We start from the raw sequence: 17,926 nt of genomic DNA on the forward strand, positions 1-17,926 counted from the left end.
CAGTAGACATCGGGATTCCCTTAAGGGAATCCCGATAACTACCTAAGAGGGTGAGTGGAATGGAAACCAGTATAGAGACAGGATTGCAGAGTGTAAAAGTGAAACGACGTATAACCATTAGCTGGATGCCTATTATCTTTTTAATTCCTTCGCTTGTTTGTTTTCTCCTATTTAAATACTATCCGTTGTTTAAGATGATCTATATCAGTTTGTTTGACTATGAAATCGGAAATCCTCCCGGAACGTTTGTGGGATTAAATAACTATGTTGAATTTTTGAGTTCGCCTTCCTTCTGGCATGCTATTGAGATTACCTTTGTTTTCGCGTTGATGTACTTGCTTATGACGTTCTGGGTTCCTATCGTACAAGCGTTGCTTCTTAATGAAATTCATCACGGCAATATGTTTATTCGCTTCCTTTATCAGTTGCCCTCTGCTGTTCCGGTGGTCGTTAATGTTCTGATTTGGCGATGGATGTATAATCCCGATCACGGCATATTGAATTATTACCTTGGGAAAATCGGTTTAGGTCCTTACCTTTGGTTAAACGACTTGCATGTAACGAAGTTTGCGATCGTTCTCCCTTCACTCATTGCAAGCCAAGGGATAGCCATCCTTTTATATTATTCTGCCATACGATCGGTCCCTACGGATATTCTCGAAGCCGCTAAAGTAGACGGGGCGGGTCCATGGAAACGATTGCTAACGATGATCTTACCGAATATGAGATTCATTATTTTCATTCAATTAATTAGCTTTATGACAGGGATCCTGCTGACCTTTGATAACATTTACGTGATGACCCAAGGGGGACCTGCCGACAGTACAACGGTTGTATCGATGTTAGTTTTCAACACGGCCTTTCAACAATTATCGTTTCGGAGCTTCGGCAGCCATTTCGGTGTTCTTATTTATCCTGATTGGCTTGATCACGTTTATACAACTCAAAGTTTCCAACGATAATGATTGATAGAAAGGAGTGATGAGCTTTGAATCCAAATACCATTAAAGAAAAAGGCCAAGGGTCGATTAAAATTATTGCTTATAGCATTACCTATTTATTTATTTTTTTATCGCTTATTCCACTTGTGTGGATGATCTCTTCTTCACTGAAGGACGCGTCGTCTATTCAAGCCTATCCGCCAAAGTGGTTGCCTACCATCCCTCATGCGATTCAAGTTCAAATCGATTACACAGGCCAAGAGTCGAAGGATGCTGAGTTTTACGAAAAAGATGCGATGAAAGCGACTTGGTATCCATGGGCATCGAATATTCGTGATTCAATCGGAGAAGTCGTTATTCGCGGGATGAAAGACGGCAAGCTGATATATACCGCGAAAACATCAGGACCCTCTTTCCTTTATGGAAGAACGCTAGTTGTACCTACGACGCTTTTTAACGACAATCTGATGAATGTCAAATTACCGGTTATCCAAGCGAATAAGCTATCTACCTTCCAATGGTTTGGGGATCATGGTGAAATCGCAAACGAATTAGAAAATTCGAAGGAGCTTATTTCTACTCATTTTCGGGATTTTTACGCGACTTCGAAGTACGTCAGCGGCAAGGTACAGAGTATCGAAGAAAAGCCTAGATTTTGGAGCATTTTCGATAGTTATCTGATCCTGGATAAAGTTACGAAAGCCGCATCCAGTAATGGCAGTGGATTTACTCATTATTTTCTGAATAGTGTGATTGTCACGTTAGGTTCTATTGTTTCTCAATTGCTGTTTGGCGGTTTGGCCGGATATGCGCTTTCGTTTCTTATTCACAACAAAAAGCTTAATTTAGTCTTGGTTATGTTCTTTCTAGCCACCCTGATGATCCCGGATATTGCCTTATTAATTCCGTTATATTTAACGATGACTCAATTGAATCTGATTGATACGTTATGGGCAATAATATTACCGCATACCGCATGGGGTATTGTGATTTTCCTGTTCAAAGGCTTCTTTGATCAATTACCGAGGGAATTAATCCAAGCGGCAAGAGTAGATGGCGCCTCTGAATTCAGAACCTTTTATCAAATCGTCATCCCGATGTCCATCCCGATTTTCACGGTTGTTTCGGTTCTGACATTTTTGCCGGTTTGGAATGAGTTCTTATGGCCGCTCGTTGTGGCTAAGTCTCCGGCAAACTGGACCATCACGGTAGCACTGAATAATTTGCAGTATCAAGGTGGATCTATATCGGAGAATATGCTCATGGCCAGCGGTGTCATTAGTATGATTCCTTTGCTCATTGTGTTCATAACTTGTCAAAAATTTATTGAGAAAGGTGTTGCCTTTACTGGAGTAAAAGGCTAATGACGATCTGCTAACCTAATAGTTAGGCTCGTCGGCCATAAGTCGGACGAGCCTTCAAATAATGAACAAAATGGATAAATCATGTACACATTGGAAAATCTAATCGACAATCAGGAGGGGGACTTATGAAGCAAAGTAAGCGGATAAATCGTATTTTTAAAAAGAAAATATTTTTTGCCGTCCTATTGCCGCTATTAGCGACGGTACTGCTTTCAGCCTCTTTGATTGTATCTCATTCAAGCAAATATTCAGGTGGGGCAACCGTATTTACGGTAAATGGAGAGCCAGTATCCAAGGATGAGTTTATGAACGTCATGTCGGGTTTAAGAGCAAATGTCTTTTCCTATTTTGTTCAAAAATATGGAGTAACGGACAGCGCCAAATTCTGGGCAACAAGCTTTCAGGGAGAAATACCGATTGAAGTTCTTAAGCAAAAGACATTGGATAAGATGAAAAGAATTAAAACAGAGCAGATCGTAATGAAAAGTAATGGAATAGCCAGCGATATATCCTATTCCGGTTTCCTCGATAAGCTTAAAGCTGAAAACGAAAGGCGAAAGAAGGCAGTAGAAAATAAACAAGCTATATACGGCCCCCAGCAATTTGATGCAACAGGATATTATGAGGTTCTCCACGGGAATAGGATGGAGGAATTAAAAAACAAATTGGCGGATAAAGAGCTGTTATCCAGTGATGAAGAAATAAAAAATGCCTATGACGAAAATAAAGAAACAATGTATAAAAAGATAGATTCGATTAAGTATGAAAAAATAGTCCTATCTTATTTGGATGAAAAAGGTAATCCTTCGCCAGATAAGAAAAAAATTGCAGCTAGTATGGCTACAAGAATAAAGGAAGATACAAATAAGGGTTTGAAATTTGAGGATATCGTTAACGCCTATAAGAAACAAGATAAATCAGATATAGAATACAAGGGAATGGCGTTTAATGAAAGCACTTACAAGACGGATGTCAGGACATATCCGCAATTGACTACAACGTTGAATGAATTAAAGAATGGTCAGATAAGCGACGTTATTGAAGAAAGCGCTTCCTTTAATATCGTTAGAGTGCTGGAAAAAAGCATTCCTAGCTATAAAACACTGGATGAGGTAAGAGAGCAAGTTAAGAAGGAATTAACTGACAAAAAGGTTGATGAGTTCATAAACAAGCTGGTTCATGGATCGAAGTTAATTGTGGATAACAAAGCGTACAACAGCATTTCATAAACTGTAAATTATTATTATCCAGACCTCAGTTTAGAGGAAGGAGGGCTGTTGTGAGATGGCTGATCAAAGCTGAGGTCATGGAATAATAGTTTAAATAAAAAAACTTAGCGTTAAAAGGAAAGGGGATTTATTTGTGAAAAAATTTGTTAGTGCATGGCTCCTCGTTATGATGCTGTTGGCAGTAACCATTCCGATTGCGACCGTACAGGCGGCAGGCACCACTTATTATGTAGATTCTTCCGGAGGAAACGATTCCAACAGTGGTACAAGCACATTAGCAGCATGGCAAACGTTAACCAAGGTTAACAGTATTACCTTCCAGCCGGGCGACCAAATTTTATTTAAAGCCGGAGGCTCGTGGACTGGCATGCTGAGCCCTCTGGGTTCAGGGGATAGTACCAACCAAATCACCATTGACATGTATGGAACAGGTAATAAACCATTGATAGCAGGAGGCGGTGTTGCGGCAACGGTTTCCCTGAATGGTCAGGAATACTGGACGATTAACAACCTGGAAATAACCAACACTGCGGCCAGCAGAGCCGCAAGAAGCGGGATCAGGGTGCTTGGTAAAGCAACGGGGATTACACATGGCATCCACATTGCGAACAACAATATCCACGATGTAATCGGAGAAAACAGAAGATCAATGCCTGCGTATCAAAGTATGTATGATAACTCAGGAATTCACATCAGATATGATGGTGACGCTACACCGACAGACCGTTTTGATGATGTGTTGATAGAAGGAAACAATATACATGATGTTTTGACAAGCGGTATTAAGGTTGATTCAACCGGTGGTACGACTGCTGACCAATTGTTTACCAATATTGTTGTTAGAAACAATATTATAAGTAAAACGGGTTCAGATGGTGTGGTTATGGGCAGTACTCTGAACGCGCTTATTGAACATAATTCGGTTTATGATGCCGGCTACAATGGTAATCAAGCCGATACAAAGCTTATTGCAGGCATATGGGAAATTATCTCGAAAGACACTATTATTCAATACAATGAGGTAGCCAGAACTAGACTGTTTGATGCTGACGGCACAGCATTTGATACGGATTTAGGAACAGGCGGAACGATTTACTTCCAGTACAATTATTCCCATGGGAACGAAGGCGGATTCTGGCTTGATTGTGCGCATATCACACCTTATGGTTATGTAAAAACAGTACTTAGATATAACGTTAGCGTCGATGATATCGGGTATATAGCAAGAACTGACGATAGGCCAGCCGACTTCTACAACAATACATTCTATAAGTCCAGCGGTTCACTGGATGCAAGCCAAGGCGCTGACGGCAGCTCATATAGGTTCTGGAACAACATCTTCAATTTCCAGACAAGTCCTAACTGGGCATCTTCGCTATATGACAATAATTTGTACTATCCTGTTACGGCAAACACTGCCGATGGTAACGCAGTGACCGGGGATCCTAAATTTGTGAATCCAGGCGTTGTTGGCGACGGTATGAGCTATGCCGACAATTACAAGCTTCAATCGACATCAACAGCTATTGATAAAGGTATACCAACTGCCGATAATGGCGGGGTAGATTTCTGGGGCAACACGCTGTACAATCTGATGCCTGATATTGGAGCTCAAGAGTACGGTACGAATGGCACTTATGATGCGAATACGACGAATAAGTTTTCACTCGATTTTTCAACGACACAAGGTCAGAAAAACTGGAACTATATGCAATATAACGGCAGCACTTACTCGAATATGACCTGGAATGGGGGCCTGAATGCATGGAAGGGTGCTGGTACGTGGAACCGGATCTGGTCCGCAGGAGTTCTTCATCCTGACACCAATGATACCGTATTGGCATGGAAGGCACCGAAGGCAGGACAGGTTAGAATCACCGGTAAACCAAGGAAAGCAGGTGCCGGCGGCGACGGCGTCAATGTGAAAATGATGCAAAACGGTACGCAGCTATGGCCAGCAAGCGGATGGCAGGCAATCGGTGCTTCAGACATATCCGGAGTGGCGCACGATGTAACAATCAATGTTGCAGCAAATGATATGATTTATTTTGTCGTGAATAAAAACTCAACCAACAGCAGCGATGCAACGTATTGGGATCCAATGATCCGATACGCGTCTACGCTTGCCACTGATTTTTCGTCAACTCAAAACTCGGGGTATTGGAATTATATGCAGTTAAGCGGAAGCACCTATTCGAATATGACTTGGAACTCAACCAATAATCAATGGAAAGGTGCAGGTACGTATAACCTCATCTGGTCTCCATCTCAGATCCATCCGGATACTAACGATTCCGTAGTGGCATGGAAATCTCCAGTGAAAGGATCGGTAAGAATTACCGGCAATCCTAAGAAAGGAAATAGCGGTGGCGATGGCGTGAATGTGAAGATCATGAAGAACGGCACGCAGATCTGGCCAGCAAGCGGATGGCAATATATTGCGGGAACAGATACCGTTGGGGTCACACACGATATTACGACAAGTGTTGCAGCAAATGATATGATTTATTTAATCGTGAATAAGAACGGAAGCAACGGCAGTGATGAAACCACTTGGAATCCGACTGTAGCTTTTCAATAAATCAAATTCCTGAAGGAGATGGTCTTAGCCATCTTCTTTAGGCACAATTAAGGATAAGGGGAAGCTAATGCTAAAAAGAGAAGAAATTCAAATACGAGATCCATTCGTACTGGCTGATACAAATGAAATGAAGTACTACCTCTATGGAACGACTGATAAGAATGCTTGGGAAGGAAAAGCGACAGGTTTCGATGTGTATATGAGCGATGATCTTGAAAATTGGGAAGGCCCGTTCCCTGCTTTTCGGCCGGAAGCCGACTTTTGGGCAGACCAAAATTACTGGGCCCCTGAAGTTTATCTTTATGAGGGCAAGTTTTATATGTTTGCCAGTTTTAAAGCAGAAAACAGGTGCAGGGGAACACAAATTCTGGTTTCTGAGCATCCAATTGGGCCGTTTATCCCGCATTCGGATGGTCCTGTTACCCCTTCTCATTGGGAGTGTCTGGACGGAACTCTGTACGTTGATGATGCAGGGATTCCCTGGATGGTATTTTGTCATGAATGGCTGCATGTTCAAGATGGTGAAATGTGTGCTGTCCAATTAACGAAGGATTTCAAATCTGTCATTGGCGAACCAGTGATTTTATTTCATGCATCAGAAGCATCGTGGGCTTGTGGATTTGCAAGAAGTGCTGCTTCAAACGAAAAAGATAACTATGTGACAGACGGTCCTTTCATGTATCGGACGGAAAATGGCGAACTCCTGATGCTGTGGTCAAGCCATGGCGCTGATGGATATGCAATTGGGATTGCGCGTTCTGCAACAGGACAAATTACGGGACCATGGCTGCATGATGATGAGCCGTTATTTGCCAAAGATGGCGGGCATGGCATGCTGTTTACAACTTTTGACGGGACATTCATGCTAACCATCCATAGACCTAACCAAACTCCGGAGGAGAGACCTGTATTTTTACCTATACTTGAGCTGAATGGTAGGTTGAAAATAAAGCAAGCTTATAAAAATCCAATCGTCCTGCAGCGTGCAGACCCATGGATTTATAAACATACAGATGGTTACTACTACTTTACGGCTTCAGTTCCTGCGTTTGATTGTATTGAGCTTAGAAGGGCAGCAACTATACAGGAGTTGGGAACCGCTATTCCAACGGTCATCTGGAGGAAACATGCAGCTGGAAGGATGAGCTCCCTTATTTGGGCACCTGAAATCCATTTTATTGATGGTAAATGGTATATCTATTTTGCTTCCGGAGGATCGGATGAGAACTTGGACGAGGTATGGGACCACCGGATGTATGTTCTTGAAAATGAAGCCGCAAATCCGATAGAAGGGATTTGGGTGGAAAAAGATCAGCTTCAAACAAACTGGGAATCCGTTGCTCTGGATGCTACAACCTTTGAACATCAAGGAGTAAGGTATCTGGTTTGGGCACAAAAAGATCCCGAAATCGAAGGGAACTCGAATCTTTATATAGCTGAAATGTCTAATCCATGGACGATTAAAGGCAAACAGATCATGCTTACGCAACCGGAGTATCCATGGGAAATCGTAGGTTACTGGGTCAATGAGGGGCCTGCTGTATTGAAGAAAAACGGTAGAATATTTATCAGTTATTCGGCAAGTGCCACGGATAGCAATTATTGTATGGGGGTACTGACAGCAGGGGATACTACTGATTTACTAGATCCGAAATCATGGATCAAATCGCCAGAGCCCGTTTTCAAGTCAAACGAAGAAACCGGACAATATGGTCCGGGCCATAACTGCTTTACCGTATCAGAGGACGGTTCGGAGGATATTATGATTTATCATTCCCGAAGCTATAAGGAAATCATCGGTGATCCGCTGTTTGATCCCAATCGTCATGCACGAGCACAAAAATTAGTCTGGAATGAGGACGGAACTCCGAATTTCGGCATACCAGTTGCAGATCGTTAAGACATGGATGCTTCGAATCATACAGAGATGAATTTTATAATCGGAAATGGAGAATACAGGATGAAGCATGCGAAATGTATGGTTGATAAAGAGTATTTGATTGCAGAAATTGACGATAAGCTGTTTGGTTCCTTCATCGAACAAATGGGCAGAGCCGTGTATACGGGCATTTACGAGCCCGGTCATCCTCTAGCTGATGAACAGGGCTTCAGAAAAGATGTATTGGAATTAGTAAAGCAACTATATATTCCGATTGTTAGATATCCTGGCGGAAATTTTGTTTCAGGCTATAATTGGACGGACGGAATCGGACCGAAGGAGAATAGGCCAACTAGGCTTGACCTCGCATGGTTGTCTGTAGAGAGGAACGAGTTTGGGATCGATGAATTTGTCGACTGGTGTAAGAAGGCAGGTACAGAGGTAATGGCTGCTGTTAATCTGGGTACGGGAACGCCTCAGGAAGCGGGATACATGCTTGAGTATTGCAACCATACTTCCGGCACCTACTGGAGTGACTTAAGAAGAAAAAACGGGCATCTAGACCCTCATAACATAAAAATTTGGTGCTTGGGCAACGAGATGGATGGACCTTGGCAAATCGGTGCGATGAATGCGGAGGATTATGGTAAAAAAGCGCGTGAAACTGCAAAAATCATGAAATGGGTTGATCCGTCCGTGGAACTGGTTACATGCGGAAGCTCCTCCCCGTTGATGCCCACATACCCGGAATGGGACAGGGTCGTTCTAGAGCACACCTATGAACATGTTGATTATTTATCTTTGCACAGATACTACGAGAACGAAGGAAATGTCGAAGATTTCCTGGCCTCATTTGTAGACATGAATGATTTTATTAATAACCGTAGCGTCCACGGCTGACTATGTAAAAGCCAAAACCCGCAGTAAAAAGACGCTTAAATTATCATTTGACGAATGGAATATTTGGTATCAAAAAAAACAAACACGGTTCCCTTGGGAAGTGGCACCGCCGATTCTCGAAGATAACTATTCGCTATTGGATGCGCTTGTTTTTGGCGGTATGCTCTGTACGCTTTTGAACAACGCGGATAGGGTCAAAATGGCTTGTCTCGCCCAATTGGTCAATGTCATTGCGCCTATTTTTACGGAAATGGGCGGAAAAGCAATCAAACAAGCCATTTATTACCCGTTCCAGCAGGTATCGTTATACGGCAGAGGAAAAGCTATTCAAACACAGATAGCCTGCCCTAAGTTCGAGAGTAATCTTTATGGGGAGGCGCCAGTTATCCAAAGCGCTGCAACTTATAATGAAGAGGCGTGCAGTTTAACACTATTTGTATTGAACTGCGATAAAGAGGATGTCGAGTTAACGCTGGATTTGAGGTCATTTCAAGAGGTAAGAGGAATTGAACATATGATTATGGATGGTCAAGATCTGGAAGCTAAGAATTCATTTGATGAGCCAGATAAGGTTGTACCACGAATAGCAAGTATGATTGAGCATGGGGATAAAGTACGAAATGTTGTAATTCCTAAGCTTTCATGGAACGTATTGAGATTTTCCACTAACGGAGATAATCGATGATTACAATGACGCGCATTTAGAAAAAAGCCTTCGAGGTTGCAGAGGTTACCCTCGAACAATTAATGGATTATTTGAAAGACAAAAAGGGTCGATGAATGATTACATTCGTCGCCCCTTTTTGATCTGGATAATTTATATAGGAATGGTTAAGTAGACCGCCGTTCCCCAACCGTATTTACTCCGGATTTTAATGCCGAATGATTCACCGTAAAGCAATTTCAATCTTTTGTGTGTGTTGTATAGACCGATATGATCCGTTTCGCTGATATCCTGCTTGAGTTCGTACGTAATTTGGTCAAGTCTTTCTTTGCCAATTCCGATTCCGTTATCAATCACAGCCAAGTGAAGCATCTCTTCTATCTGCCAGATTTTAATTTTGATTCGATAGGATCCTTCCTTCACTTTGATGCCATGGTAGATACTATTTTCAATAAGCGGTTGCAAAATTAGCTTTGGCACATTGTACTTGTTGACATGCTCCTCATATTCCCAGACAACATCAAATTTATCGTGATATCTAACCTTCTGTATGTCGATATAGCTTAAGGTATAAGCGATTTCTTTTTGAAGGATGACCGGTTTGTTATGCCCTTCCAAGGAATATCGCAAAATATCTGCCAAATTTTCCACCATTTTGTTCAAATTCCCAGGCTTGCCGGTAAGGCTAGCGATTTTCCAATTGATTGTCTCCAGCGTATTATATAGAAAATGAGGATTCAGCTGTGACTGCAGGGCGATCAACTCCATAGCTTGGGCTTTATACTTTCGTTCGGACAGTTGGATGCTTAAATAGTTCTGCTCGATGAAATTTTTCAGAATGCTATGAATGATATAGCTGTAAACGTCTTTCACGCGAGAAGGTAGAGCAGGCAGCGGCTTGCTGTTTTCGGCGGATTCCAAAATCGTAACAATCGTTTTCACATCTCGGTAATTTTTTCTGGTCAAATAATACGTTAATCCGGAGCCAAATAAAAAGGAGAACAGCAGGAGAAGCTGACTGGTCAGGTTCAAACCATCGGGAACTTCATATAACGATGTTTTGGGGGCAATAGATAAGTAGGTCCAACCGTACTTATCCGAGTTCAGCTTGGAAACGATAAATGGCTGACCGTTCAGGTTCGTCTCATAAAAGGGACGCCCATCGGAAACGAGATCTTTAAATACTAAATGATCAAAATAGGGGAGTTTTTTATTTTTAAACATAACATCCCCGTTCGGGCCTAATATGAGCAGGGTTTGATCCTGTAGTGTGGACAAATTGGACAAGTGGTTCTCGATATATTTGGCGTCAATGTTGAGCACGATGAGACCGTCTCCCTGATCGCGGGACAATTTGCGGTAAAGACTGATAAGCTCCACGGCAGAATTCTCAAAGTTGTATTTCTTAATGGTGCGGTTTTCCGTCCATACCAAATCGTCGCCATGTTGATGCCTTTTATAGCTGTCGAACCAGGCTTTATCATAAAATTCATTTAAATCGATCAGTCCGCCGGAGGTCGTGGAAAGTAAACGGTTTTTGTCATTATTTAAATAAACGTAGACAGAATCGATATAAGGCATCGCCATGGCAGGCGCATCGATCAAATTTTTAATGGTCGCGAGTACTTTATAGTCATCCAGCTCCAGAGACGGCTTGAGCATTAGGCTCTTTAAATTCGCAAATTCGATCGCATTGGCCATAAAGTGGATATTCAGCGAATCAAGCTGTTTAAAGATCAACTCGATATTTTCCTTTGTTTGCTTGAGCATATTGGTCGTGTTGTGATTAATTTCTTCCGTTACATATCTCTTAATAATGACCGTGGACATTGTGCCTAGGATCAGAATAGGTACAAGCATGGGGATCAAAAAAGTGAATAAATTTTTAAGGAAAAATGCATGGTAGGTTTTCATCCGATTTCCTATAGTCCTTTATATGTATTCCGCATTTCTGAATTCACGCGGGCTTTTACCGAAATATTTTTTGAAGGTGCGGGTAAAATTTTTAGGGTTGCTGTAACCGATCATTTCGCTGATTTCATAGGTTTTATAATCGATTTCCTTTAAAAATTGTGCGGCTTTCTCCATCTTAATGGAAATGACGTAATCCGAAAAATTTTCTCCCGTCTTTTGCTTAAAATACTTGCTAATATAGTAAGGGCTCATGTGAACTAAATCTGCAGCGCCCTCCAGGGCAGCATCTCGATAGCGCTCTTTCACGTAATTTTTGATCACCGAAATCACTTTATCGGAAACAGCCCCTTCTTGCGCTGCATCTTGTTTCTTTTCTTGATTTAATTCTTCTTTGATGCTTAAGAAAACATTCATTAATTCATCGTATTTGGTCGGCTTGACGATATAATTTTTCACGCCGTAAATCAGCGCCTGTTGGGCGAATTCAAAATCTTTGTAACCGCTTAAAAAAATGACTTTAATTGGTGATTTTTTTAGGTAGAGCTCTCTAGCCACATCGATTCCGGTCATAATCGGCATTCGGATATCGCAGAGAATAACATCCACCTCATGTCTCTCCGTATATGCCAATACCTGAGTGCCATTATCAGCCTGACTCACGACCGTGAAGCCAACGTCTCCCCAGGGAAAGTAGTTGCTTAAGCCATTTCTGATTTCATATTCGTCATCAGCAATAAGGAGCTTATACACAGCGACCCGCCTCTCTATTTGGAAAAATCAACAACCTTCTTATAGGCACATTATAGCATTGATCGGTGGTTGTAGTCCCTCAATTTGTCAAATGAGTATGTAATGATTCCTTTTTGTTAAAAGATGATACTTCTTCGTCCTGTTCGTCCTTATCGAGCCAATAAATGATACCAAAAGAGGAACCAACCGCCTTTTTATTCTTCCTGTATCCATTATAATCATAGTACTGAAAGCGTTTCCTATGAAAGGATGAGGAGATTGATCAGAATATCCATAACAACAGCAAGAGTGGATCACCCTGACAGTTATTTGAAGCAGCTTGTACAGCTGGGGGCGGATTGTCTCGATTTTGGGAACGGCTCCAGCTTCGTTGGAGTGAAGGAGCAAGGGTACCCTGATTTAGATGAACTGTTAAAGCTTAGACGCAGACTCCGTTCCTTCGGACTGGATATCAACCGTGTGACACTGCCTAATATGTCGGAAAGATTTATGAGAAACCTTCCCGGCTCGGAAAAGGAAGTGGATAATACCGTTAACGCCATGAAGGTATTTGGCGAAGCTGGAGTACCCATCGTACGACAGCGGTTTGCCGGGGATACGTTCGATCAGTTGATGACACGTTACGATGCGGTGCTGCGTGGAGGGTATATCTCCCGTGGTGAGAGCTTAGGTCTTACCAAGCAACAGCAGGAGACGCCGACTTATGAGGAACTTCAAGCTTGGTGGGAACGTTTCCTGATCGTTTACGGTCAACTGGTCCCGATTGCAGAAGATTTCAATGTGAAGCTGTCCATGCACCCTTCGGATACACCAAACGCAGATACGCCTTTTGGCAGTCTGGGTTATCATCGAATTACTGATGCTTTTCCGAGCAAGCAGGTAGGCTATCTGTACTGCATCGGCACCCGTGCCGAAGCGGGCGGGTCATCGCTCGTGCTTGACGAAATCAATCATTATGGAAGACAAGGACGCATTCATCTCATTCATATGAGAAATGTTCGCGGGAGCCTGCCGACTTCGGGAGGGTTTGAAGAAACGCTGCTGGATGATGGGGATTTGAATATGTTCAAGGTTTTAATGGCATTGAAAAAGGTAGGCTATGACGGGTGTATCAATCCGGATCACATTCCTGTACTTGAAGGGGACGATCGGGATCGGCGCAGTGGTGACCATCGTACTGAATGCGGAATTGGACTGGCTTATTCAATCGGGTATCTCAAAGCGCTTCTTTGTGCGATGTACGCCATATAAATGACAATACAATAGATGAGGTGAGACTATGAAATGGAATAGAGTGAGCTCTGTATTAGCAGCAACTACTTTGTTGGGAACGATTGCTGCAGGATGTTCGACAAGTAATAATACGGCTACTTCTTCATCCGTTGATAAAGCTGCTTCGCCAGGTGCTTCTAATGGTCCTAAAGAGAAATTTATCTTCTGGGATAAAGGGGAATATACCCAAGCTTATAACGATCTTATGAAGCAGCGGGTGGAGGAATTCGGAAAGGCGAACAATGTCGATACTGAATACGTGGTCATTGCTCAAAACGATTTGAAAACGAAGCTGTTGGCCTCGATCGAAGCGAAGAATCCACCGGATCTTATTGTGGCTAACGACCCGGTTGCCAAGCAGTTTGTCACCTCCGAACAGCTCGTGGACACTTCGGACATCATTACGAAAATCAATTTTACGGATGGAGCTAAAAAATTTTCTGTAGTGGCAGATAAATATTTCATGGTGCCTCAATCCTTCCAAATGGGCGGAGCCTACTTGCGCAAAGATCTTTGGGAGAAGCACAAATTGCCAGTACCGAAAACGTGGCAGGAGCTTTACGAGCAGGCCAAAATTGTCAACGATCCGAAAAACGGCATATACGCCGTAGGTCTCCCGTTAGGCCAATCCGGAGGCGGAGATGCCGAGGGTTTTGTTCGGGATGTCATACTAGCGTATGGCGGAGCTATTGTCGATAAGGACAATAATATCACGGTCAATTCCAAAGAGACGCTGGAGGCGATTACGTTTCTCGCGAAATTTTGGCAAGAGGGCCTAACGCCGCCATCTTCTGTGACTTGGGACGATAACGGCAATAACAATGCCTATCTAGCAGGTACCGTCGGTTTCGTCATCAACAGCGGAAGCATCTACGATCAGGCCAAGAAGGATAAACCAGAGCTTGAGAAAAATACGCTTCTCATTCCAAAGCTTGCCGGCCCTAAGGGTGATTTTATTCTAGGCAGCGGCAACGTCTTCGCCATATTCAAAAATGCCAAAGGCACCAAGTGGGCGAAGAAGTTTGTTACCGAATTTTATGACAAAGATTTCTACAATAAATTTGTTGAAGTCATGGGAGGAAAATTTCAGCCGGTACTTAAGGGCTCTGAAGAGATGGCATTCTGGAAGGACCCGAACAATAAAGCCGCAGGCTGGATGAAAATGATTAATGACGTTGTCGGCTCAAGTAACTATCCAGGTCCTGAGGATGATCTCGGATCCAAGGCCAAATCCATGCAGCTTGCGACAAGAGCGGTGCAAAGAATTGTTGTGGAGAAGATGGATCCGCAGAAATCTCTTAATCAGCTTGAACAAGAGCTCAAGCAGTTATATGGCAAAAAGTAACGGGGTCTTACTATACGCAGTCAGGCGGTGATTTCTTGCGTGGGACAGTTAAGCAGAAAATATGATAGAACGCTCGGATACTTATTAATTCTACCGGTGGCTTTTGTCATCTTTGTGGTCATCGGTTTCCCATTCATCAATGCCATTTATTTAAGCTTTACGGACAAAGTCGTAGGTGTGGAACCTAAATTTATCGGATTTGACAACTATCTCCATATTTTTACCGATAGAGAGTATTGGAAGGTTCTTAAAAACACCTTCATCTATATGATCTTCAGCGTGGGTTTTAAATTAGTCGTCGGTCTGATGCTGGCGGTCGTGGTCAACGAGACATTCTTCGGCCGGGGAATTTTTCGCATGATCCTGCTTATTCCATGGGCTCTCTCCGGCATGGTGGCCGCCATCACATGGCGGTGGATGTATGACGATACTTACGGCATTATCAATTCCCTGCTGCTTCGTTTTCACCTCATAGATACACCCATTCTATGGACCTCGGGGCTCCATATGGCATTGGTTTCCGTCATCATAGTGAACATATGGAAGGGACTTCCCTTTTTCATCTTCAGTTTACTCGGCGGCTTACAGACCATCGATTCACAGATGTATGAGGCGGCTACAATCGACGGCGCAGGCTGGGTAAGACAGTTCTTCGCGATCACGGTTCCTTCGATCATGCCAGTCATTACCATTACAACATTGCTTTCTTGCATATGGACATTTAACAATTTTGAGAGTGTATATTTGATCACGGGCGGAGGCCCATTGAACGCATCAGCGATCATGTCCACTTATACGTATGAAGTAGCTTTTCAACAAAATCTAATGGGTCGGGCGCTGGCAGTGGCGGGTTCCGTCGTTCCTATTCTGGTCATCATGATTGTCGTCTCCATGAGAAAAATGAAAGCGGATGATTAGGGGGAACAAGGATGAAGTCAAGAACAGTGAAAAAGATTAGGAATCAGACGATTATTTACGTCATTGTTTTTATTTTCACCATCTGGACGTTGTTTCCGGTGTATTGGATGGTCAAATCCTCCTTTACCCCGAACGAGCTGATGTATACACCGAAACCCGGTTTGGTTCCTGATTCGTGGACATTATCCCATTACAAGGATTTATTTCAAAAAACGAAGTTCATGAATTATGTGAAAAACAGCCTTTATGTGGCTTCCCTCGTTACCCTCATATCGGTGAGCATCAGTATTCTGGGCTCGTACAGCATGACCCGGCTGCGTTACCGGGGGAGAAGCTTTTTCTCGCAAAGTATTATTTATACGTATCTGCTGCCAACGGCGGTATTGTTTATCCCGATGTATGTGGCGGTAAGCAAGCTTGGTTTGAGCGACAATAAGAATGCTTTGCTGATTGTTTACCCGACCATTATCGTTCCTTATTGCTGCTACATGCTGATCAGCTACTTCAAGGCAATTCCCAGAGAGCTGGAGGAAGCGGCCTTGATCGACGGATGCAGCAGTCTTCAGGCCTTGTTCAGAATCATACTGCCCATTGCGGCTCCCGGAATAGCCGTCGTATCTACCTTTGCTTTCACACTGGCATGGAACGAATATTTGTATGCTTTGGTTTTGACGACAAGCCCGGGGCAGCAGACGGTCAATATTGGGATTTCCGGCTTTAAATTTTCGGATCAGGCAGTCTGGGGACTGCTGATGGGCTCGTCTGTCATTGCATCCTTGCCAGCCATTTTCCTGTATTTCCTGGCTCAACGGTTTTTAAAGAGCGGTTTGGCTGCAGGTGGCGTCAAGTGAGGAATAACTAGCGAGTAGGAGGCTAAACGATGATGAAGATATCGGTTACGGTTAATACGTGCGATTTAACGGATCGCGATTTGAAGCAAATGTGCCAGTTGGGCATCGATTATGTAGATTTCGGTAAGGGATCGTCGTTTCCTGGGGTGCAGGAGCAGGGGTATCCGGATTTGGATCAGTTACTTCAGCTGCGCAGGCGTGTGCGTTCCTTTGGGCTCGATATGAACCGGGTTACGCTGCCAGACTTCACGGAACGGTTTATGAACAATTTGCCGGGCTTTGAAAAGGAGCTGGAGAATTCAGCTCTTGCTGTAAAGGTATTTGGCGAAGCGGGCTTGCCGATTGTAAGGCAGCGTTTTGCCGGGGATACTGCACCTGTTTTGACGAATAGCTATAAAGCCGTACAGCGGGGGGGAGCTGTAGCTCGAGGAGAAAGTCTTGGCTTGATGAAGAATAAGCCCGAAATGCCTGGTTTAGAAGAGAGGGAGCGCTTTTGGAGCCGCTTTACGGAAGCATTTCGCACATTGGTTCCCTTGGCCGAGGACTACAACGTAAAATTGACGGTTCATCCATCCGATACACCAAACCATGGAACCCCGTTCGGTGGGCTCGGCTTCCATCGGATTATTGATGCTTTTCCGAGTAAAAATGTCGGATTCGTATACTGTGTGGGAACGCGCGCCGAAGAAGGCGGAAGCTCTTTGGTCATGGATGAAATCAATCATTATGGGCGCAAAGGAAAAATATGTTTGGTACACCTTCGCAATGTGAGGGGCAGCCTTCCAACAGCGGGAGCTTTCGAAGAAGCGCTTCTGGATGATGGCGATTTGAATGTGTTTAAAATTTTACTCGAACTGCGGAAGGTTGGATACGAGGGCTGTATCAATCCGGACCATATCACACAGTTGGAAGGCGACAGTATCGATTTAGATCAAAATTGGACGCATTCGGGCATTGGTTGGAAATCGTCCAGCATCGGTTGGGGCTATTCCATCGGTTATGTAAGGGCTCTGCTGACCGCATTGGCGGAGTTTGAGGGTAACCGTTATGGACACTAGTTTTGGTCATTGCGGGACAGGCGAATCGGATTATTCATTTTCGGGATGGGCGGATATATAAAGACGTTTAGTAGTTATAGGACCGGAACTCCGAATTACGGGTTCCGGTTTGTTTTATTTTCTTTGAGTTATTCAATGAAGTCAAGGATTGTCTTTCGCTATCTATTAGCCCAGGCTGATAAACGCACGCCAGTCCTTTTTTCCATTATGGCTAAAACCGTAAAAAATGACATGTGGATCATAAATTAATCTATCCTGGA

At 43.4% G+C, this 17,926-nt stretch carries 12 protein-coding genes and 2 pseudogenes; 12 read left to right on the forward strand and 2 right to left on the reverse strand.

The features are described 5' to 3' along the window. Positions 1-59 precede the first annotated feature (59 nt). From QFZ80_RS07895 to arfA, 7 genes and pseudogenes are all read left to right on the forward strand, one after another. Positions 60-962, forward strand: a complete 903-nt coding sequence (locus QFZ80_RS07895) for a carbohydrate ABC transporter permease (RefSeq protein WP_307558219.1) — start codon at positions 60-62, stop codon at positions 960-962. 26 nt (positions 963-988) lie between these two features. Then, positions 989-2,305: a carbohydrate ABC transporter permease gene (locus QFZ80_RS07900; protein ID WP_307558221.1), complete on the forward strand. Its 1,317-nt coding sequence runs from the start codon at positions 989-991 to the stop codon at positions 2,303-2,305. A gap of 125 nt (positions 2,306-2,430) precedes the next feature. Next, positions 2,431-3,534: a peptidylprolyl isomerase gene (locus QFZ80_RS07905; RefSeq protein ID WP_307558223.1), complete on the forward strand. Its 1,104-nt coding sequence runs from the start codon at positions 2,431-2,433 to the stop codon at positions 3,532-3,534. 133 nt (positions 3,535-3,667) lie between these two features. Continuing rightward, positions 3,668-6,115 (forward strand): right-handed parallel beta-helix repeat-containing protein, encoded by a 2,448-nt coding sequence (locus QFZ80_RS07910; RefSeq protein WP_307558225.1) that lies wholly within the window; start codon positions 3,668-3,670, stop codon positions 6,113-6,115. Positions 6,116-6,182: 67 nt separating this feature from the next. Beyond that, positions 6,183-6,995, forward strand: a pseudogene (locus tag QFZ80_RS07915) (glycoside hydrolase family 43 protein); the annotation flags it as partial. A gap of 60 nt (positions 6,996-7,055) precedes the next feature. Further along, positions 7,056-8,015 (forward strand): glycoside hydrolase family 43 protein, encoded by a 960-nt coding sequence (locus tag QFZ80_RS07920; protein WP_373460383.1) that lies wholly within the window; start codon positions 7,056-7,058, stop codon positions 8,013-8,015. 60 nt (positions 8,016-8,075) lie between these two features. After that, positions 8,076-9,579 (forward strand): annotated as a pseudogene (arfA, locus tag QFZ80_RS38900) (arabinosylfuranosidase ArfA). 132 nt (positions 9,580-9,711) lie between these two features. On the opposite strand, the gene QFZ80_RS07935 reads toward arfA, so the two are convergent. Together QFZ80_RS07935 and QFZ80_RS07940 are read right to left on the reverse strand one after the other, a co-directional pair. After that, positions 9,712-11,472, reverse strand: coding sequence for a sensor histidine kinase (locus tag QFZ80_RS07935; protein WP_307558231.1), 1,761 nt, complete (start codon positions 11,470-11,472; stop codon positions 9,712-9,714). Positions 11,473-11,490: 18 nt separating this feature from the next. After that, positions 11,491-12,222: a response regulator transcription factor gene (locus QFZ80_RS07940; RefSeq protein ID WP_307547647.1), complete on the reverse strand. Its 732-nt coding sequence runs from the start codon at positions 12,220-12,222 to the stop codon at positions 11,491-11,493. Between the two features lie 258 nt (positions 12,223-12,480). Between QFZ80_RS07940 and QFZ80_RS07945 the strand changes: the two genes are divergently transcribed. From QFZ80_RS07945 to QFZ80_RS07965, 5 genes are read left to right on the forward strand one after another with little or no spacing between them, the layout of a single operon-like run. Further along, positions 12,481-13,473 carry a mannonate dehydratase gene (locus QFZ80_RS07945; protein ID WP_307558233.1) on the forward strand — a complete coding sequence of 331 codons (993 nt, stop codon included), beginning with the start codon at positions 12,481-12,483 and terminating at the stop codon, positions 13,471-13,473. Positions 13,474-13,501: 28 nt separating this feature from the next. Then, a complete protein-coding gene (locus tag QFZ80_RS07950; protein ID WP_307547643.1) occupies positions 13,502-14,839 on the forward strand; it encodes an ABC transporter substrate-binding protein in 1,338 nt (445 codons plus the stop codon). A gap of 39 nt (positions 14,840-14,878) precedes the next feature. Further along, positions 14,879-15,757: a carbohydrate ABC transporter permease gene (locus tag QFZ80_RS07955; RefSeq protein WP_307547641.1), complete on the forward strand. Its 879-nt coding sequence runs from the start codon at positions 14,879-14,881 to the stop codon at positions 15,755-15,757. An 11-nt stretch (positions 15,758-15,768) separates the two neighbouring features. Next, a complete protein-coding gene (locus QFZ80_RS07960; RefSeq protein ID WP_307547639.1) occupies positions 15,769-16,608 on the forward strand; it encodes a carbohydrate ABC transporter permease in 840 nt (279 codons plus the stop codon). Positions 16,609-16,637: 29 nt separating this feature from the next. Continuing rightward, on the forward strand, positions 16,638-17,666 hold the full coding sequence (locus QFZ80_RS07965; RefSeq protein ID WP_307547638.1) for a mannonate dehydratase: 1,029 nt from the start codon (positions 16,638-16,640) through the stop codon (positions 17,664-17,666). Positions 17,667-17,926 lie beyond the last annotated feature (260 nt).

Source organism: Paenibacillus sp. V4I7, assembly GCF_030817275.1.
In the GTDB taxonomy this organism is placed as follows: domain Bacteria; phylum Bacillota; class Bacilli; order Paenibacillales; family NBRC-103111; genus Paenibacillus_E.

Bases quoted from the DNA above. Each gene is read 5' to 3' on its own strand.
- QFZ80_RS07965 (WP_307547638.1), top strand. From the start codon at position 16,638: ATGATGAAGATATCGGTTACGGTTAATACGTGCGATTTAACGGATCGC.
- QFZ80_RS07950 (WP_307547643.1), top strand. From the start codon at position 13,502: ATGAAATGGAATAGAGTGAGCTCTGTATTAGCAGCAACTACTTTGTTG.
- QFZ80_RS07960 (WP_307547639.1), top strand. From the start codon at position 15,769: ATGAAGTCAAGAACAGTGAAAAAGATTAGGAATCAGACGATTATTTAC.
- QFZ80_RS07895 (WP_307558219.1), top strand. From the start codon at position 60: ATGGAAACCAGTATAGAGACAGGATTGCAGAGTGTAAAAGTGAAACGA.
- QFZ80_RS07905 (WP_307558223.1), top strand. From the start codon at position 2,431: ATGAAGCAAAGTAAGCGGATAAATCGTATTTTTAAAAAGAAAATATTT.
- QFZ80_RS07935 (WP_307558231.1), bottom strand. From the start codon at position 11,472: ATGAAAACCTACCATGCATTTTTCCTTAAAAATTTATTCACTTTTTTG.